The following is a 17711-nucleotide window of genomic DNA, read 5'->3' on the forward strand; positions in this document are numbered from 1 at the left end:
GGCCAGGCCCGCGATGGAGACGCCGAGCTTGGCGGCGACCACCGGGCGCGGGTGCGGGCCGTTCTGGCGCAGCTCCTGGAGCCACTGCGGCGGGTTCGCCTGGAGGGCGGTGAGCTCCTCGCGGGAGACCGGGCCGTCCTGGAAGCTCGCCGGGGCGGCGTCGAGGTAGATCCCCAGCTTCTTGGCCGCCGTGGCCGGCTTCATGGTCTGGCTGGTCTTCTGCTTGAGCGATGTCATGAGGACAAGGGTAAGGGAGCGCGCGGGCACTTCCGGTCACGGTGGGTAGCCTTGCCCTGTGACAGACATGCAGGTGAACCCGTCCTTCCGGCTCGCGTACGTCCCCGGCGTCACCCCCGGCAAGTGGGCGCGCGTCTGGGGCGAACGGCTCCCGGACGTCCCGCTCGACCTCCTCGCGGTGCCCGCCGCCGACGGCGAGCGGGCCCTGCGGGAGGGCGACGCGGACGCCGGCCTGGTGCGGCTGCCCGTCGACAAGGACGTGCTGAGCGCCATCCCGCTGTACACCGAGACCACCGTGGTCGTCTTCCCCAAGGAGCACTGGCTCGCGGCCGCCGAGGACGACGTCGCTCTCGCCGACCTGGCCGACGACGTCGTCTTCCACCCCCTGGACGACACCCTCGGCTGGACCGACCTGCCCGGGCGCCCCGCCATCGAGCGCCCGGCCACCACCGGCGACGCGATCGAGCTCGTCGCGGCCAACGTCGGCGTGCTGCTGGTGCCGCAGTCCCTCGCCCGGCTGCACCACCGGCGCGACCTCACCTTCCGGGCGGTCGCCGACGCGCCGCAGTCGCAGGTCGCGCTGTCCTGGCCGCAGGAGCGGACGACGGACCTGGTCGAGGAGTTCATCGGCATCGTCCGGGGGCGGACGGTGAACAGCTCGCGCGGGCGGGGCGCGGCCCCGGCCCCCGAGGCGAAGAAGGCCGAGCCGAAGAAGGCGGCGGCCCGCAAGCCGCAGCCCCAGAAGGCGGGCCAGAAGACCGGGCAGAAGTCCGGCCAGAAGCCGAGGCCGAACGCCGCCGCCGCCAAGCGGGGCAAGCCGAGGCGCGGCCGGTAGCCCGCTCCCGGGTGCCGGCCGGGTCGAGTACCGGTCGGGCCGGGTGCTGGCCGGGGCCCGGCGGGGCGCGTACCGTCGGCCCCGCCCGCCCGCCCGGGGCGGAGCCGAGGGTGCGAGGAGAGCGGCCGTGTGGCACGACCTGGTAGTCGTCCAGATCCCGATCGTCGAGAAGGTCCTGCGCACGATCGCCGTCTACGCGCTCATCCTGGTCCTGTTCCGGGTCGCCGGGAAGCGCGGGCTCGCGGGCCTCAACACCTTCGACATGGTGGTCGTCTTCCTGCTCTCCAACGTCGTCCAGAACGCGATCATCGGCAACGACAACAGCCTCCTCGGCGGCGCCATCGGGGCCGTCACGCTGATCGCGGTCAACTCGGCCGTCACCCGCTGGCTCGCCCGCGACCCGCGCGCCGCCCGCCTGCTGGAGGGCACACCGACGACGGTCGTGCGGGACGGCGAGCTCGTCCCGGGCGCCCTGCGGGAGCTCGCGCTGCGCCCGTCCGAGCTGGAGCACGCGATCCGGGTCCAGAACGGCGACGACGTGAGCGGCGTCGCCCGCGCCCGCCTGGAGCCCGACGGCCAGCTCCTCGTCACCCTCAAGGCCGCCGAGCAGAGCGCGACCCGCGGGGACGTCGAGGAGCTCCGGCAGCGCCTGGACAGGATCGAGCGCCTCCTGGCCGACCTCGGCCGACGGCCCTGACCCGCCGGTGCCCGGTCACCGGCGGCGGGTGAGGGTGGCCGTGAAGGGGCGGGGGCACATCGCGGCGCTGCGCATCGGGCGGACGGGGCGGCCGGGGTCCGGGGTGACCGTCCAGCGGGCGGCGATGGTGGCGATGGCGAGGACGGCCTCCGTCGTCCCGAACGCGTCCCCGATGCACCGGCGGGCCCCGGCGCCGAAGGGGGCGTAGGTGCCCAGGGTGGGGCGGGCGGTGTCGAGCCAGCGGTCGGGGTCGAAGCGGTCGGGGCACGGGAACAGGTCGGCCCGGCGGTGCAGCAGGTAGGGGCTGAACAGGATGGTCGCCCCGGCCGGGACGTGGTGCCCGCCCAGCTCGGTGCCGTCCCCGGTGACGACGCGGCTGAGGAGCCACGAGACCGGGTAGAGCCGCAGCGTCTCGCTGACGACGCGCGCGGTGAGCGGCAGGGCGGGCAGGTCCTCGTGGCGGGCGGGGCGGCCGTCGAGGACGGTGTCGAGCTCGGCGTGCAGGCGCTCGCGGACCGCCGGGTGGGCGGCGAGCAGCGTCCAGGTCCAGGAGAGCGTGGCGGCGGTGGTCTCCATCCCGGCGAGCAGGAAGGTGATCACCTGGTCGTGGATCTCCTCGTCGGTCAGCCCGCTGCCGTCCTCGTCGCGGGCGGCGAGCAGCATCGAGAGCAGGTCGTGGTGGTCGGTGCCGGCGGCGCGGTAGTCGGCGATGAGGCGGCGGGTGATCTCGGCGAGGTCGGCGCGGGCGCGGTGGTAGCGGCGGTTGCCGGGGGTGGGGATCCGGTCGGCGCCGGGCAGCGGCATCATGATCCGCCGGGCGACGCCGTGGGTGACGACGTCCATGGCCCGGTGGACGGGCAGGGCCCCGGCCCGCTCGTGGGCGGCGAAGAGGCAGCGGGCGGTGACGGCGGTGGTCAGGCGGTACATGGCGGCGGGGACGTCGACCACCTCGCCGTCGCGCCAGGGCGCGGTGACGCCGGCGATCTCGTCGGCCATCATCGCGGCGTAGCCGGGCAGCCGGTCGCGGTGGAATGCGGGCTGGAGCATCCGGCGCTGGCGGCGGTGCGCGGCGGCGGGGCAGGTGGCGAGGCCGTCGCCGAAGACCTCGCGGGCCTTGTCGACGACGAGCCCGCCCTTGTCGTAGGTGCGGTCCTCGGTGAGCATGCGGCGGACGAGGTCCGGGTGGCAGGCGACGTACGCGTCCATCGGGCCGAGCCGCAGCCGCACGAGGTCGCCGTGGGCGGGCAGGCCGGCCACGAAGGCGTACGGGCGGCGGACGAAGGCCGGGACGTGGCCGAGCAGGGGCAGGGCGCCGGGGGCGGTGGCCGAGGTGTACTGGGTGGGCACGGGCGTCACCTTGGGGGTGCGGGGGCAGGTGACCGGCAGCTTCCCCGGCGGGAGTCGGCGAAACGAGCGCCGGGCGGCGGGCTGGTGAACACGGGGGCGTGCGCCGAACACCCGTGCGCCGTCCGGGGGTTGGCCCGGGGCCGGCCGGAGGGGTGGCAGGCAGGGTGGTCGGCGGGGCGGTCGGCCGGGTCGGAGCGGGGCTATCCGCGGGCGCCGTCGCACGCCTAGACTGCCAACCTCTTGCGAGACTACCGGTCAGTAGGAATTGGGGAGTTGGGATGGCCGACGAGCGGGTCCACGCGTTCACCGACGACGCCCTCGGCGAGCACGACGCGGTGGCGCTCGCCGCCCTCGTGCGCGCCGGCGAGGTCAACCCCCGGGAGCTGGTCGCCGCGGCCGTCGCCCGCGCCGCCCGCGTCGACGACACGCTGCTGCCCCTCGCCCACGACTCCCACGACCGGCCGCGGATCAGCCGCGAGGGCATCGGCGGGCCGCTGTGGGGCGTCCCGACCTACCTCAAGGACAACGTCGACCTGCGCGGCCTGCCCACCGCCAACGGCAGCGCCGCCTACCGGGCCCGGCCCGCCCGGCGCAACGCCCGCTTCACCGACCAGTTCCTCGCCACCGGCCTCGCCGTCCTCGGCAAGAGCCGGATGCCCGAGTTCGGCCTCAACGCCTCCACCGAGTTCGCCACCGCCCAGCCCGTCCGCAACCCGTGGAAGCCCTCGCACTCGCCCGGCGCCTCCTCCGGCGGCGCGGCCGCCCTGGTCGCCTCCGGCGTCGTCCCGATCGCGCACGCCAACGACGGCGGCGGGTCGATCCGCATCCCCGCCGCCTGCTGCGGCCTGGTCGGCCTCAAGCCCACCCGCGGCCGGCTGGTCACCAACGCGCAGAGCGGCAAACTGCCGCTCGACATCGTCACCGACGGCGTCGTCACCCGCTCCGTGCGGGACACCGCCGCGTTCCTCGCCGCCGCCGAACGGCACCGCGCCGACCCGCAGTTGCCGCCGGTCGGCCTGGTCGAGGGCCCCGGGCGGCGCAAGCTGCGGATCGGCCTCGTGGTGGACTCGCCGATCGCCAAGACCGACGAACCCACCCGCCGCGCCGTCGAGGAGACCGCCGCCCGCCTGGAGGCCCTCGGCCACCACGTCGAACCGACGACCCTGCCCTTCGACGAGGGGTTCTCCCGCGACTTCGTCTCCTACTGGGGCTACATCGCCTGGGCGATCTCCGTCACCGGCAAGCTGATGTACGACCCCGGCTTCCGCGCCCGCGACCTCGACGGCCTCACCACCGGCCTGCGCCGGGGCTACCAGCGCGAGTTCCGCCGCACCCCGGGCGTGCTGCGCCGCTTGCGGGCCGCGGAGGCCACGTACGCGGACATCTTCCGCACCCACGACGCGGTCCTGTCCCCGGTGCTCGCCCACGTCGCCCCGCCGATCGGGCACCTGAGCCCGAACGTCGCCTTCGACGAGCTGATCGAGCGGCTGCTGCGCTACGTCGCCTTCACGCCGGTCAACAACGTCACCGGCGGCCCCGGCATCGCCCTGCCCACCGGCGCGGCCCAGAACGACCTCCCGATCGGCGTCCACCTCTCCGCCGCCCACGGCCAGGAGCGCCTCCTCCTGGAACTCGCCTTCGCCCTGGAGGCCGACCGCCCCTGGCGCCGCATCCAGGACTGAGCGGTCGGCCGCCGCGAGCGGCGCCGGACGCCGCGCGACCAGTGGGGGCCGAGCTTTCCGAGGCACTGATCCCCCCGACCCCCCGACGTGCCCGGCCCCAGCTCCTACCCGGCCGGCGCCGCCACCGCCCTGGCCGCGCGGACCTCGTGGTGGACGCGGAACAGGGCGCAGTCCGGCGGCAGCGGCGCCTCCACGGCGGCGGCGGGCAGGGCGGTGCCGGTGCGCAGCGCCTCGGCCAGGTCGCCGAGCTCGCGGGTGACCGCGGCCACCTCGGCCCGGGAGGGGACGGGCGCGCCGTGCTCGACGCGGACCCTGGTCGCGGTCGTGGTGTCGACGATCCGCTCGACGGCGATCACCAGCGGCCACCACGCCTGGGCCCGGGCACCGACCGGCGGGGGCTCGGTGAGCGCGCGCTGGAACTCGGTGCGCACGGCGGAGAGGTCCCGGTACAGGCGCCGCCGGTAGCGGGCGCGGGCGGGCTCGTCGCGGCCGGGGCCGGTGGTGAAGGCGAGCGAGACGTAGGAGGCGGTGTCGGCGACGGCCTCGGCCAGGCGGTCCCCGATGCGGGTGTGCCAGGACTCCGGCCACAGCAGGTAGCCGGCCAGCAGCGAGATGGCGCAGCCGATCAGCGAGTCGACGAGCCGGGGCAGCACGAGGTGGAAGCCCTGGTGGTTGAGCAGGTCGGAGAGCATGAGGATCACCGGTGTGATGGCCGCCGTCTGGAACGCGTACCCCTTGGCGGACAGCGCCGGGATCAGCGTCGCGAGCGCCGCCATCACCGGGACGTCCCACCAGCCGTGCGGCACCTCGGCCAGCACGGGGATCGCGATCAGCAGTCCGGCCGCGGTGCCGAAGGCGCGCAGCACCGCCCGGGAGAACACCGAGCCGAAGTCGGGCTTCATGACGAACGTGACGGTGAGCGTGACCCAGTACGAGCGGGGCACCGCGATCACCGACACCAGCACCTGCGCGAGGCCGATGCACAGCGCGAGCCGCAGCCCGTACCGCCAGGACGCGCCGGACAGCAGCAGGGCGCGCGCCGCCCGCCGGGCCCGTTCGTGCAGCCCGGCGGGCCGGCCGAGGTGGTCGTCGGCGGCGTACGGGTCCGGCGCGTCCTCCCGCACGACGGTGGCGGCGTGCCCGATGGCCTCGTCCAGCGCCCGGGTGGAAGGACCGGCGGGCTCCGGGAGCGCGGGCGCGGGGGACGGCCCGGTGCGGCCCGCCTCGACGGCGTCCGCGAGCCGCCGCACCGCCGCGGGGTAGGCGGCCGGCAGCGGGCCGAGGTCGCTCGGGCGCAGCTGGGCCGCCGAGGCCGCCTCGACCACCGGGATCACCGCGTTGAGCTGGGCGAGCAGCCGTACGAGGGTGGGCGAGCGGCCGTGCCGCCGGGCCCGTCGGGCGAGCAGCAGGTCGTAGGAGTGGTTGAGCGACTGGGTGAGGGCCTGGCGCGTCGCGTCGTAGCCGGGGGAGCCGGTGGCCTCCAGGAGCTCGGCGACGGCCCGGTACGTCCCGGCGACGACCGCGCGCTCGGGCGTGCCGCCGCGCAGCGGCCACGCGAGCAGGGTGAGGACGAGCACGACCCCGCCGCCCGCCAGGAGCAGCACCGGCGGCAGCCACCACGGGGACGGCAGCGGCAGACCCGCGCCGACCACGGCGTTGAGCAGCAGGAGCAGCCCGGACACCGACGCGACCGCGCCGATCGACGAGATCATGCCGGAGACCAGCGCGATCAGCGTGAGCGCGACGACGGCCGTCCAGCCCTCGTGGAAGACCAGGGTGCCCAGCAGGACGCCGAGGGCGCCGAACAGCTGCGGCACGGCGATGTTGAACACCCGCATCCGGTAGGCGTCCGCGGTGTCCCCGATGACGCCGGACAGCGCTCCCATCGACACCAGCGCCCCGTACCCGGGCCGTCCTGCGGCCGTCCCGACGGCGAGCGGCGCGGCGAGCGCCACCGAGGCCCGGGCGGCCGCGGCCCACGGGATCGGCGCACGGGCGGGCCGCAGCCCCGCGGTCAGCCAGCCGGGCGGGGCGAGCCGGGCGGCTCGGGAGCGGCGTGCCATGGGAAAAAACTACGGCGAACCGCCCGGCCGGGCCCCCGGAACGCGGCCTACGTCAGGAGTCGTAGCGTGAGGGGGACCGCAGACCGAAGCGTGGCACGGCGTCCGGTCACCAGGATGGGCGCGGACGATCTTCGTGCCCCCGGTGTCGCGGGGCCGGAAGGGAAGTACGGCGGATGGACGGCGTGGACGGCGTGGACGGCGCACGGAGCCGGACGGCACTGGTCGAGGACCTCATGGAGCGGTTCCCCGACGTGCCGCGCGAGGCGGTGATCAAGGAGGACCTGCTGCGCGGCGGCATGGCCTTCGACGAGTCCGCGCTGAGCGGCAGCGGCGGGGACGGCACGGGGGAGGTCAAGCCGAAGTCGTACTTCATCTTCTCCTTCGACCACCGCACCCTGCCCGAGCTCGGCGCCGCCGCGCTCAACCGGCCGCCGGAGGAGATCGTGCTGACCGGCGGTCCGTACGGGCTGCGCCGCACGGTGGTGTCGGTGCGGGTGAACCCCGACTCGCCGTACCGGGTGGGCGCGGGCGAGGACGGCGCGCTCGGGCTGTACCTGGACGGCGCGCGGATCGCGGACGTGGGCCTGCCGCCGATGCCGGACTACTACCGGCACACGCTGGAGAAGGGAAGCCGGTGATGGAGGTGGCCCCGACCATCCTGTGGGACTAGCTCCAACACCGGCTTCCGGGTCTGCCAGAACTACGGCACCAACAGGAGTGCCAGTTCTGCGACTTGGCATCCTCCCCGCTGTGCGGCGGGGATTCCCTCCGGCGCTGCGGCTGGATTGGTCGGGCGGTTACCCGCCGTCCTGGTTGGCGCTTCACGGACCCGCTCACTCGCTGGAGGTCTCCACGCCCTGCATCCGCCTACCCGGCGGCCGTACAGCAATGCCATCGCCTTGGCTGTCGTCGACGGCTCAACGAGGTTACCTCAGCAGCCTGTTACGTATCGTCACCCGCAAGGGTGATCTGTTCCCGGGGGCGAGGTGTGGGACAAGCGGCTGTTCGAGCTGCACTGCCCCGGCAAGGAGCGCTACGTCGGGCGGGACGAGTGGCACCGGCGGATCCTGGAGTCGGCGGAGGTCTTCGGGCCGTCGAACGTGATCCCCAACCTCGTCGCCGGCATCGAGATGGCGAAGCCGTTCGGGTTCGCGACGGTGGACGAGGCGATCGCCTCCACGCGGGAGGGGCTGCGGTTCTTCATGTCGCACGGCGTCGTGCCGCGCTTCACGACGTGGTGCCCGGAGCCGACGACGCCGCTCGGGAAGGGCAATCCGCTGGGCGCGCCGCTGGAGTACCACATCCGGCTGCTCCGGGCCTACCGGGCGACGCTGGAGGAGTTCGGCCTGTCGTCCCCGCCCGGCTACGGGCCCGCGGGGGCGGGGAAGGCGGTGTTCTCCGTGAGCTCCTTCATGGACTCGCTGCCGGGGTAGGCGCCCGCCGCAACGTACGGCACCCGCCGCAACGTACCGACGGCCGTCCGGGTTCACGCCCGGGCGGCCGTTTTTATGTCAATTTCCGAAACAATACCTCCGGGGTTATGTCCCTCGGCGAAACATAAAGCGAACCGTGGCGGTGGCCTTGAGCTGCGTGGATTTCCCTATTGGCAATCCGCGGTTGAGGGTTGACACCATTAGTTGGTCTAGTCCAACGTAGGTGACGCGCCGTTCGGCGACGGCTGAGGCGGGGTGAGGTGCCCTGCCGCGCCGACGAGTTGGCCGCCCGACCTGGTGAGAATTCCGGTCCATCGCGCCCGCACTCGTCCATCGGGGAAGCGCTGCGCCGAACACGAACCATGGAGTGACTTGCTCATGCCGAAGCCTGACGGATATCTGCACCGGGCCGCCTCCGAACGCCCCTACTTCTCCGCGGACGGAGAGTCCTACCTCGCGCAGACCGCCCTGCGGGACATCCGGAAGACCCGGCCGCTGCGCGTCCTGTCCGAGGAGGACCTGGAGTTCTGGCGGACGTACGGCTACGTCGTCGTGAAGGAGGCCGTCCCGGCCGACGCGGCCCGGCGCCTGCTCGACTTCGCCTGGGACTTCCAGGGCCTGTCCCCGGACCGGCCCGAGGGCTGGTACCGGGAGCGGGACTACCGCGACGAACTCGACCAGCACCTGCACATCTACGGCTTCGTCGAGGCCTACCACCACCAGCTGATCTGGGACAGCCGCCAGTCGCAGCGGGTCTACGACGCCTTCGTCGACGTGTGGGACTGCGAGGAGCTGTGGGTCACCCTCGACCGGCTCAACCTCAACCCGCCCAACGTCCGCAACCGTGACCGCGCGCTCATCGAACCCACCGACCGCGGCTTCGACATCGAGCTGCACTGGGACGTCGACACCACGCTCGGCATGCTGCCGCAGCGCGTCCAGGGCATCATCGCGCTCAACGACACCGAGCCCGACCACGGCGGCTTCCAGTGCGACCCGGAGCTGTTCCGCCGGTTCAACGCGTGGCAGGCCGCCCAGCCGGCCGACCGCGACCCGCTCCGCCCGGACGTCGACCGCACCGAATTCCCGGTCGTCCGCCCCGAGTTGCAGGCCGGTGACCTGCTGATCTGGAACGGCCTGCTGGCCCACGGCGTCGAGCGCAACACCTCCGCCGCCGGCGTCCGCGCCGTGCAGTACCTGTCGATGATGCCCGCACTGGAGGAGGCCGAGGACATGCGCCGCTCGCGCGTCGACTCCTGGCGCACCCTGAGCACGCCGGACTGGAACCGCACCCTCGTCGGCGACGCCGACAAGCCCGAGGCGCTGCGCTACGGCCCCGCCGAGCTCACGGAACTGGGCGAGAAGCTGCTCGGGCTCAGGTCCTGGAACGGCGGGGAGTCCGCTGGGGCGGGGGAGTAGCGTGCGGCGCAGAATCTGCCTGACCCTGCCGACCAACCGGGCCTGCGCCGGGACGATCGCCGCGACCGGTGCCGAAGCCGCCCACGCGGCACGGGCGTTCGACGTCGAGGTGCACCTGCTGATCCTGGACTCCGCGGACGGGCCGACGTGCGACGAGCACGCCAAGGCCGTCGCCGCGCTCCCCGCGACGGAGCACGTCGTCGTCCACCACCTCGACGAGGACACCCAGCGCGCCTTCCTGTGGGACGTCATCGTGCGCTCCGAACTCCCGGACGCGGAGCACCTGTTGGAGCTCATGCTGCCGGACGCCGTGTCCTACGGCGCCTGCACCAACCGCGCGTTCCTGATCGCCGCCGCCCTCGGATGCACCTCCGTGCACCGCCGCGACTCCGACAGCCGCTACCAACTCCTCGACGGTGAACCGGTGTTTCCGGTCGACCACGAACTCGCCACCCTCGGCCGGCGGGCCGCCGACGCGGCCGGATCCGTCACCGGGAACACCCTCGACCCGGCCCACGCGGACAAGCCGGTCAGCCTCGTCGGCGCCTCCTTCATCGGTGAACCCTCCGTCGACATCGGCGAGATGCGCGAAGCCGACCCCGACGTCCACCGCGAGGTCGTCGGCCTCTGGGCGCCCACCGGCGCCACCGAGGAGGAGCGGCGCGAACTCGTCGCCGAATCCTTCGCCGGGGCCGGCACCGAACCGTTCACCCACGACCGCGCCGTCCTCGACCTGCCCGACATCTGGCGCGTCGACATGTGCAACATCGCCCTCGACCGCGAGGTCTACGAGCGCGTCCCGCTGCCGCCCGCCACCGCGACCATCGGCAGCGACTACTTCCTCCTGCACCTCGTCCGCGACGCCACCCTGCCCGGCGTCGTCCACAACCGGCACATCGTCAACTACTACACACCGGAACGGCGCACCGGCGCCGGCTTCACCGCCTACCAACTGCGCTTCGCGAAGTTCCTGCTCTCCATGCTCTACCTCTACCCGGTCTACTCCGAGATGGAGGCCGCCGGCGACGCCCTGCTCGACGCCGGCCACCGCGTGCGCGCGGACGTCATCGCCGACGCCGCCCGCCGCAGCGCCGCGACCGACCGCGCGGAGAACCACCGACGGCTCGCCGTCCTCGACCGCTGCTACCGCCAACTGGGCGGCAAGTACGCCGAGTTCGCCGACCACCTGGCACCCCTGCGGGCGGACCTGCTCGACGAGGCGCAGGCGGACATCGAGGACTTCGCGCTGCTGACCGACGCGTGGGGTCCGCTCGTACGGGCGAGCCGGGCCACCCCAGCCGACCGGCTGCCGTGCTAGCGACCAGGAGCCGCACCCACATGTCACGCGAGACTGCCGAACCGGCCGCGAAGCTCCATACGACCGTGCACCCGCACGCCCCGCATCGCTCCTCCCTCCAGGGCGCCCTCCCGCAGGGCCCCGACGCACCCGCCCCCGTCCACGACCCCTCGGCACTGCGCGCCGCGCTCGCCGCCGCCACCGACGACCGGATCATCTACGACCTCGACGGCATCGCCGCCCAGTACGCCGCCCTGACGGCCGAACTCCCGGGCGCCGACGTACGGTTCGCCCTCAAGGCCTGCCCGGTCGACGAGGTCCTCGCCCGCCTGGCCGGCCTCGGCGCCGGCTTCGACGCGGCCTCCCCGCAGGAGATCGCCCAGGCGCTGCGCACCGGCGTGGGCGCCGGGCGGATCCACTACGGCAACACCGTCAAGTCCGACGCGAACATCGCCGAGGCCTACCGGCTCGGCGTGCGCGACTTCGCCACCGACTGCCTGGAGGACGTCGAGGCGATCGCCGAACACGCCCCCGGCTCACGGGTGTTCTGCCGCCTGGCGACCACCGGGGAGGGTGCGCTGTGGGGCCTCAGCCGCAAGTTCGGCTGCTCGCCCGAGGACGCCGTCCGGGTGCTGGAGGCGGCCCGCGCGGCCGGCCTGACCCCGTCCGGCCTGTCCGTGCACGTCGGCTCGCAGCAGATGACCGCCGAGGCCTGGCACGCCGCGATCGACGCGCTGGCCGCCGTCGTCGAGGCGCTCAACTGGCGGGGCATCACGCCCGCGACCATCAACCTCGGCGGCGGCCTCCCGGCCCTCGGGGTGCTCGACCGGAGCGGCCGGCCGCTGCACCCGCCGCTGGACAAGATGTTCGCCGTCATCCGCGAAGGCATGGACCGGCTGCGCGAACTCTCCTCCGGACCGGTGGAGTTCATCATCGAGCCCGGCCGCCACCTGGTCGCCGACCACGGCGCGATCCGCGCCCACGTCGCCCGGCTCACCTCCCGCCGCCAGCTCGACGGCACCCGCGAGGACTGGCTCTACCTGAGCTGCGGCAAGTTCAACGGCCTGTACGAGATGGACGAGCTGCAGTACCGCCTGGAGTTCCCGACCCACCCCGGCGGCCAGTTCGTCAACGCCGTCGTCGCCGGCCCGACCTGCGACAGCGACGACGCGTACCGGGTGCTGGAGGACGGACTCGTCCGGGTGCCCCGCGCGATCGCCTCCGGCGACCCGGTGTGGGTGCACGCGTGCGGCGCGTACGCGACCGCCTACGCCACCCGCGGGTTCAACGGCTTCGAACCGCTCCCGTACAGCTGCATAGGAGGCGGCGAGTGAGCGCCGACATCCGGATCCGCCCGGTGCGGGAAGGGGACTGGGACGCCATCGTCGCCCTGGAGGCCCGCGCCTACGCCGACCACGGCCTCTCCGAGGGCCGCGAGGCGCTGCGCTCCCGGCACGCCGCTTCGCCCGGCACCTGCTACGTGCTGGAGCACACCGGCGGCGTCGGCGGCTACCTGCTCGCCCTGCCCTACCCGCTGTTCCGCAGCCCGGACCTGAGCCTCGGCGAACGGCCGGGAGTCGCGCGGCCGGGCGCGAGGCCCAGCAACCTGCACGCCCACGACCTGGTGATCGCCGAGGAGTTGCGCGGCCGGGGCCTCGCGCCGGGCCTGATGCGCCACCTGCACGACACCGCGCGGACGGCCGGCTACCGGACGGTCTCGTTGGTCGCCGTCCTCGGCGCCCAGGCCGTGTGGGCCCGGCTCGGCTACCGCGCCCGGCCCGAGATCGGCCTGCCGGAGAGCTACGGGCCCGGGGCCGTCTACATGGCGATGCCGCTGCGGCCCGCCGGCGCTCACGCCCTCACCGACCTCACCGCCGTCCCCACCCTCGCCACCGAACTGGGCTGATGCACATGATCCGCGTCCGCGACGACTTCCGCCGGCACCAACTCGCCATCGCCGCACTGTTCTTCGTCCTCGGCTTCCAGTACGCGACCTGGGTCTCCCGGGTGCCCGCGCTCAAGGCCAGGCTCGACCTGAGCGAGGCGCAGATCGGGCTGCTGCTGATGACCTGCGGGGTCGGCGCGGCGGTGTCCTTCCCGCTGGTCGCCGTGCTGATGCGGCGGGTCGGCTCCCGGCTGCTGTCGGTGCTGTCCGCGCTGGTGCTCGGCGGGGTGCTGCTCGCGCTGTCGGCGGTGCCGAACTACGCCGTCACGCTGCTGGTGCTGTTCTGCGACGGCATCGCGGTCGGCTGCCTGAACGTCGCCATGAACGCCCAGGGCGCGGCGCTGGAGACCCGCTTCGGACGCACGACCATGTCCCGCCTGCACGCGACGTTCAGCGCGGGCTCGCTGCTGGCCGCGCTGCTCGCCTCGGCCGTCACCGCGGCCACCGACACCATGGCGGTGCACTTCGGCGTCGCGGTCGCGGTGCTGGTCGCGCTGGTCGCGCTCGCGCGCCCGGCGCTGCTGGCGGAGGACCCCGCCGCCCAGGAGGAGGCCGCCCCGGGGAAGAAGGACCGCCGCCGGTTCGCCCTCCCCGCGATGGCGACGCTGTGGATGGGCCTCGCGATGGTCTTCGGCACCGTCACCGAGGGCGCCATGAACGACTGGTCGGCGCTCTACCTCAAGGACGTCGTCGAGGCGAGCGCCGGCATCGCGCCGCTGGGCATCGCCGTCGTCTCGGTCATGATGGTGCTCGCCCGGATCTTCGCCGACGGCTGGCGCACCCGCTTCGGCGACGGCCGGATCGTCCGCGCCGGCAGCCTGCTGGCCGCCGCCGGCCTCGCCCTCGCGCTGCTCTCCGGCGGCGTGGTGCCGACCCTCCTCGGCTTCGCGTGCGTCGGCCTCGGTGTCGCCGCCGTCACCCCGTGCGTCTACGTCGCCGCGGCCCGCCGGGGCTCCGACGCGCTGTCCCTGGTGGCCGCCATGGGCACCACCGGCCTCCTCGCCGGCCCCGCCGTGATCGGCTTCATCGCCGACGGCGCCGGCCTGGTCTGGGGCATGGCCGCCGTCGCGGCCTCGGCCGGGGTCGTCTCCCTGTGCGCCCTCCGGATCCAGTGGCCCGCCCCGGCCGCCGCCGACCCGCTCGACGCCCGCCTCGCCCCCGACGCGACCTGACGGTCGCCTCCTGAACCTCGCCCGGCACGCCGACGCCCCCGTCGTGGACGTGCCGGGCGAGTACGTTTCGCGGCGCCCCTGCTCAGCTGCCCGCGCTCAGCCGTCCGCGCTCAGCCGTCCGCCGGGGCCGGCCCGACGGCGGTCCCGGTGATGGCGTGCCGGGCCAGCCGGTCGCGCAGGCGGGTGAGCCGGGCGATCTCGGCGTCCAGCGCGGCCAGCCGGCGGGCCACCACCGGGGCGAAGGTCTCCGGTGCCGGCGGTTCGCCGGCGCAGCGGTGCGGCGCGTCCGTGTCGAGCAGGTCGAGCCGGTGCGCGCGGGCGGCGACGTCCTCGACGGTCAGGCCGAGTGCCAGCAGCTCCCGGATCGCCCGGATCCGGACGATCTCGGCCCGGCCGTACTCGCGCTGGCCCGAGGGCGAGCGGGGCGGTGGGCTGAGCAGGCCCCGCTGTTCGTAGAAGCGCAGCGCCCTGGGCGTGGTGCCCGCCGCCGCCGCGGCGTCGCCGATTCGCATTCCCGTCCTCCCGCCGTCACCGTGCACGTCCACCGCTCGCCTGCAGGTCGCCTGCAGGTCGACTGCCGGCCGCCTACAGCTCGCCTAGAGCTCGACGATCAGGGCCCCGAAGGCGTCCCCGTCGATCAACCGACGCAACGCCGCCGGCGCCCGATCGATGCCCGCGATCCGCGTGTGCGGGAAGGAGATGAGGCCCGCGCGCAGCCAGGCGCCGAAGCGCTCGCGCCACTCGGCGTCGAGGCCCGGGTGGTCGGCACCCCGGAATCCGCGCAGCGTCACGCCCTTGACGATCAAGGGGAGGCCGTCCAGGACCGTCGGGGCGGTGCCGCCCCGCCCGTCCGGCGCGAGCTGCCCCGACAGCGCCCCGACCAGGGCGAACCGCGCGCCCGGCCGGGCCGCCGCCGCGGCGGCCGTCAGCTGCTCGCCGCCGACCGTGTCCAGCAGCACGTCGATCCCGTCCGGCGCGGCCCCGGCGAGCTGCTCCGCGAACGGCCGCCCGCCGCGCACCAGCACGGCGTCGTAGCCGAACTCGGCGGTGAGCCGGGCGGCCTTGGCGGGCGAGCCGGTGGTGCCGATCACCCGGGCCGCGCCGAGCAGCCGGGCCACCCGGCCGGCCAGGCTGCCGACCGCCCCCGCCGCGCCGGTCACCAGTACGACGTCGCCCTCCCGCACCCCGGCCGTGCGGGCCAGCCCGCCGTAAGCCGCGACGCCGGGGGAGAGCAGGGCGACCGGGTCCGGCAGGCCGGCGCCGACGGGCGTGAACGCGGTGGCGTCCGCGACCGCGTGCTCCCGCCAGCCGTGCATGTGCGTGACCAGGTCACCCGGGCGCAGCGGGCCGTCCGAGGGCGCGGTCAGCACCTCGCCGAGGGCCGGCCCGAACAGCGCGTCCCCGGGCCGGATCGGGGGCAGCGGCAGGCCGCCGGCCTCGCGGCCGATCAGGGTGCGCAGGCCGGGGAAGACCAGGAAGGCCCGGTTGCGGACCAGCACCTCGCCCGGTCCGGGGGCCGGCAGCGGCTCCTCGACGACGGCGAAGTGCCCGGGCTCGGGCAGTCCGGCGGGGTCGGCGGTCAGCCGGACGACGCGGGTGGTGGCGGGCAGGGCCATGGCGGGCCTCCTCGGGCGGGCGCGGCGGGCTCTCCGCCGCGGTGCCGGGACGCTAAACCCTGACGTGCGGGTCAGGGGCAAGCCCGGGAAGCGCTCTGACGGGCCGTCTTCTAGAGTCGCCGTGGAACGCGTGTACGAGATCCAGAGCCGCACCGAGAGGCAGTACCGCCATGAACGAGCAGGCGCCCGAGCCGTTCGAGCCCGTCGACGAGGACTGGGGGACGGCGCTCGCCGTCGTCGCGCACCCCGACGACATGGAGTACGGCGGGGCCGCCGCCGTCGCCCGCTGGACGGGGCAGGGCAAGAAGGTGGTCTACGTGATGGTCACGAGCGGCGAGGCCGGGATCGACTCGATGGGCCCCGAGGAGTGCGGGCCGCTGCGCGAGGCCGAGCAGATCGCCTCGGCGGCCGTGGTCGGCGTCGACACCGTCGAGTTCCTCGGCCACCCGGACGGCGTGCTGGAGTACGGGCTGCCGCTGCGCCGCGACATCGCCCGCGCGGTGCGCCGGCACCGGCCGGACATCGTGATCACGAGCAACTTCCGCGAGACGTACGGCGGGACGATGCTCAACCAGGCGGACCACGTCGCGGTCGGCCGGGCCACCCTGGACGCCGTCCGGGACGCGGGCAACCGGTGGGTGTTCCGCGAGCTGGCCGAGGAGGGGTACGAGCCGTGGAACGGCGTCCGGCAGGTCTGGGCGGCCGCCTCGCCGGAGGCCCGGCACGCGGTGGACACCACGGACACCTTCGACCTGGGCGTCGCCTCGCTGCGGGAGCACAAGGCGTACCTCGCCGGGCTGGGCGGCCCGATGGCGGACCCGCGCGAGTTCCTGGAGGGCTTCGGCCGGGGCGCGGGCAGCCGGCTCGGGGTGCGCTTCGCCGTGCCGTTCGAGGTGTTTCCGCTGCGCTAGTCCGCGTTCGTGCCGTCCTCGGAGTCCTCGGTGCCCTCGGAGCCCTCGGAGCCCTCGGAGCCCTCGGCGTCTTCGGCGTCCTCGCGGCGCCGGCGCCGGTAGCGCACCACCTGGCGCGCCAGGAGGGCGGCGACGAGGACCCCGAGCCCGACCGCGAACCAGAGCTGGTAGCGGATCGCCGTGCGGTACACCGTGCCGATGTTGGCGCCGGCGACGAACCCGAACGTCCCCCACGCGGCCGTCCACAGCGCCGCGCCGATGACGTTGAAGACCGCGAACCGCCGCCAGGGCATCTCGGTGGTCCCGGCGATGATGCCGTTGGTCTGGCGCAGCCCGTCCACGAAGCGGGCCACCGCGACGACCTTCCCGCCGTGCGCGGCGAAGAAGCCGTCCGCGCGCTCCATCCGGGCGGGGGTGAGCAGCACGTACCGGCCCCAGCGGTGGACGAACGCGCGCCCGCCGGTGCTGCCGATCAGGTAGCCGAGGGAGTTGCCGAGCGTTGCGGCGACGAAGGCGATCACCAGGACGGCGGCGAAGTCGAGGTGCCCGGTGCCGGCGTAGACGCAGGCGAGCACGAGGATGGTCTGCCCGGGCACCGGGATGCCGCAGTTGTCGAGCAGCACGAGCAGCGCCACCGCCAGGTACCCGTAGTGGTCCAGCAGTGGCGCGAGCCCGGCCAGTGCCCCGGGCAGCGGGGTCGCGGGGGTGGACACCGCTCCTCACCACCTCGCCCGGGTCGGGGGCGGGGCGGCGGGTGCGTCGGTCAGCGGTCCGCCAGACGGGGTTCGATGTTGCAGTCGGGGCCCGGGTAGACGAGTCCCTCGTGGCCGTCCTCGAAGCGCACCACGTACGGCGGTTCGCCGTTCGTGCCGCGCACCTCGATGATCTCGCCCTTCTGGTCCGTCATGCCCACCGACCTGCTGTGGATGTGGAGCTGGTCACCTACTGCCGCGTGCATGGGTCTGCTCCTCGGGTCGCGGTGGCCGCGTCGGCGGCCGGTCTGCCTTCCACTGTGCTGCGCGGTGAGCGGCCCCGCAACGGCTCGGGCGGACGGGAC

Annotated in this window: 16 protein-coding genes and 2 pseudogenes; 11 read left to right on the forward strand and 7 right to left on the reverse strand. The window is 74.6% G+C overall.

From position 1 onward, the window contains the following. A partial coding sequence (locus ACFV4G_RS29305; protein WP_380445127.1) for a DUF5997 family protein occupies nucleotides 1–237 on the reverse strand: 237 nt, incomplete at its 3' end. Nucleotides 238–304: 67 nt separating this feature from the next. Between ACFV4G_RS29305 and ACFV4G_RS29310 the strand changes: the two genes are divergently transcribed. After that, entirely contained in the window at nucleotides 305–1072 is a 768-nt protein-coding gene (locus tag ACFV4G_RS29310; RefSeq protein WP_380445159.1) for a LysR family substrate-binding domain-containing protein, read from the forward strand. 127 nt (nucleotides 1073–1199) lie between these two features. Then, nucleotides 1200–1769, forward strand: a complete 570-nt coding sequence (locus ACFV4G_RS29315; protein WP_380445128.1) for a DUF421 domain-containing protein — start codon at nucleotides 1200–1202, stop codon at nucleotides 1767–1769. Between the two features lie 15 nt (nucleotides 1770–1784). Here the strand turns inward: ACFV4G_RS29315 and ACFV4G_RS29320 are convergent, their stop codons facing one another. Next, nucleotides 1785–3116: a cytochrome P450 gene (locus tag ACFV4G_RS29320; protein ID WP_380445129.1), complete on the reverse strand. Its 1332-nt coding sequence runs from the start codon at nucleotides 3114–3116 to the stop codon at nucleotides 1785–1787. A 278-nt stretch (nucleotides 3117–3394) separates the two neighbouring features. On the opposite strand from ACFV4G_RS29320, the gene ACFV4G_RS29325 reads away from it, so the two are divergent. Beyond that, on the forward strand, nucleotides 3395–4798 hold the full coding sequence (locus ACFV4G_RS29325) for an amidase (RefSeq protein ID WP_380445130.1): 1404 nt from the start codon (nucleotides 3395–3397) through the stop codon (nucleotides 4796–4798). Between the two features lie 104 nt (nucleotides 4799–4902). Here the strand turns inward: ACFV4G_RS29325 and ACFV4G_RS29330 are convergent, their stop codons facing one another. Beyond that, entirely contained in the window at nucleotides 4903–6861 is a 1959-nt protein-coding gene (locus ACFV4G_RS29330; protein WP_380445131.1) for an FUSC family protein, read from the reverse strand. A 173-nt stretch (nucleotides 6862–7034) separates the two neighbouring features. On the opposite strand from ACFV4G_RS29330, the pseudogene ACFV4G_RS29335 reads away from it, so the two are divergent. The 7 genes and pseudogenes from ACFV4G_RS29335 to ACFV4G_RS29365 form a co-directional block, all read left to right on the forward strand. Continuing rightward, nucleotides 7035–7629 (forward strand): annotated as a pseudogene (locus tag ACFV4G_RS29335) (radical SAM protein); the annotation flags it as partial. Between the two features lie 206 nt (nucleotides 7630–7835). Beyond that, nucleotides 7836–8294 (forward strand): annotated as a pseudogene (locus ACFV4G_RS29340) (radical SAM protein); the annotation flags it as partial. Between the two features lie 378 nt (nucleotides 8295–8672). Next, the gene (locus tag ACFV4G_RS29345; RefSeq protein ID WP_380445132.1) at nucleotides 8673–9713 is read left to right on the forward strand and encodes a phytanoyl-CoA dioxygenase family protein; all 1041 of its coding nucleotides are present in this window, start codon (nucleotides 8673–8675) and stop codon (nucleotides 9711–9713) included. Nucleotide 9714: 1 nt separating this feature from the next. After that, nucleotides 9715–11031: a DUF6271 family protein gene (locus tag ACFV4G_RS29350; RefSeq protein ID WP_380445133.1), complete on the forward strand. Its 1317-nt coding sequence runs from the start codon at nucleotides 9715–9717 to the stop codon at nucleotides 11029–11031. Nucleotides 11032–11051: 20 nt separating this feature from the next. Then, on the forward strand, nucleotides 11052–12344 hold the full coding sequence (locus ACFV4G_RS29355) for a type III PLP-dependent enzyme (RefSeq protein ID WP_380445134.1): 1293 nt from the start codon (nucleotides 11052–11054) through the stop codon (nucleotides 12342–12344). After that, nucleotides 12341–12916, forward strand: a complete 576-nt coding sequence (locus tag ACFV4G_RS29360) for a GNAT family N-acetyltransferase (protein ID WP_380445135.1) — start codon at nucleotides 12341–12343, stop codon at nucleotides 12914–12916. The genes ACFV4G_RS29355 and ACFV4G_RS29360 overlap by 4 nt, the downstream gene beginning before the upstream one ends. Continuing rightward, nucleotides 12913–14127, forward strand: coding sequence for an MFS transporter (locus tag ACFV4G_RS29365; protein ID WP_380445160.1), 1215 nt, complete (start codon nucleotides 12913–12915; stop codon nucleotides 14125–14127). Before ACFV4G_RS29360 ends, ACFV4G_RS29365 begins: the two co-directional genes overlap by 4 nt. 110 nt (nucleotides 14128–14237) lie before the next feature. Here the strand turns inward: ACFV4G_RS29365 and ACFV4G_RS29370 are convergent, their stop codons facing one another. Then, nucleotides 14238–14639: a MerR family transcriptional regulator gene (locus ACFV4G_RS29370; RefSeq protein WP_380445136.1), complete on the reverse strand. Its 402-nt coding sequence runs from the start codon at nucleotides 14637–14639 to the stop codon at nucleotides 14238–14240. An 84-nt stretch (nucleotides 14640–14723) separates the two neighbouring features. Continuing rightward, on the reverse strand, nucleotides 14724–15743 hold the full coding sequence (locus ACFV4G_RS29375) for a zinc-binding dehydrogenase (RefSeq protein WP_380445137.1): 1020 nt from the start codon (nucleotides 15741–15743) through the stop codon (nucleotides 14724–14726). 170 nt (nucleotides 15744–15913) lie between these two features. Between ACFV4G_RS29375 and ACFV4G_RS29380 the strand changes: the two genes are divergently transcribed. Continuing rightward, nucleotides 15914–16654 carry a PIG-L deacetylase family protein gene (locus tag ACFV4G_RS29380; RefSeq protein ID WP_380445138.1) on the forward strand — a complete coding sequence of 247 codons (741 nt, stop codon included), beginning with the start codon at nucleotides 15914–15916 and terminating at the stop codon, nucleotides 16652–16654. Here the strand turns inward: ACFV4G_RS29380 and ACFV4G_RS29385 are convergent. Beyond that, nucleotides 16651–17367 carry a DedA family protein gene (locus tag ACFV4G_RS29385; protein WP_380445139.1) on the reverse strand — a complete coding sequence of 239 codons (717 nt, stop codon included), beginning with the start codon at nucleotides 17365–17367 and terminating at the stop codon, nucleotides 16651–16653. The two genes, ACFV4G_RS29380 and ACFV4G_RS29385, sit on opposite strands and share 4 nt — an antisense overlap. Before the next feature lie 50 nt (nucleotides 17368–17417). After that, complete coding sequence (locus ACFV4G_RS29390; RefSeq protein ID WP_359959525.1) at nucleotides 17418–17612, reverse strand: DUF1918 domain-containing protein; 195 nt, start codon at nucleotides 17610–17612, stop codon at nucleotides 17418–17420. Nucleotides 17613–17711 lie beyond the last annotated feature (99 nt).

It is taken from the genome of Kitasatospora sp. NPDC059747 (assembly GCF_042732955.1).
GTDB lineage: Bacteria > Actinomycetota > Actinomycetes > Streptomycetales > Streptomycetaceae > Kitasatospora.

Coding starts and splice junctions, on each gene's coding strand:
- ACFV4G_RS29375 (WP_380445137.1), bottom strand. CDS start 15,743: ATGGCCCTGCCCGCCACCACCCGCGTCGTCCGGCTGACCGCCGACCCC.
- ACFV4G_RS29325 (WP_380445130.1), top strand. CDS start 3,395: ATGGCCGACGAGCGGGTCCACGCGTTCACCGACGACGCCCTCGGCGAG.
- ACFV4G_RS29355 (WP_380445134.1), top strand. CDS start 11,052: ATGTCACGCGAGACTGCCGAACCGGCCGCGAAGCTCCATACGACCGTG.
- ACFV4G_RS29330 (WP_380445131.1), bottom strand. CDS start 6,861: ATGGCACGCCGCTCCCGAGCCGCCCGGCTCGCCCCGCCCGGCTGGCTG.
- ACFV4G_RS29380 (WP_380445138.1), top strand. CDS start 15,914: ATGAACGAGCAGGCGCCCGAGCCGTTCGAGCCCGTCGACGAGGACTGG.
- ACFV4G_RS29390 (WP_359959525.1), bottom strand. CDS start 17,612: ATGCACGCGGCAGTAGGTGACCAGCTCCACATCCACAGCAGGTCGGTG.
- ACFV4G_RS29370 (WP_380445136.1), bottom strand. CDS start 14,639: ATGCGAATCGGCGACGCCGCGGCGGCGGCGGGCACCACGCCCAGGGCG.
- ACFV4G_RS29345 (WP_380445132.1), top strand. CDS start 8,673: ATGCCGAAGCCTGACGGATATCTGCACCGGGCCGCCTCCGAACGCCCC.
- ACFV4G_RS29310 (WP_380445159.1), top strand. CDS start 305: ATGCAGGTGAACCCGTCCTTCCGGCTCGCGTACGTCCCCGGCGTCACC.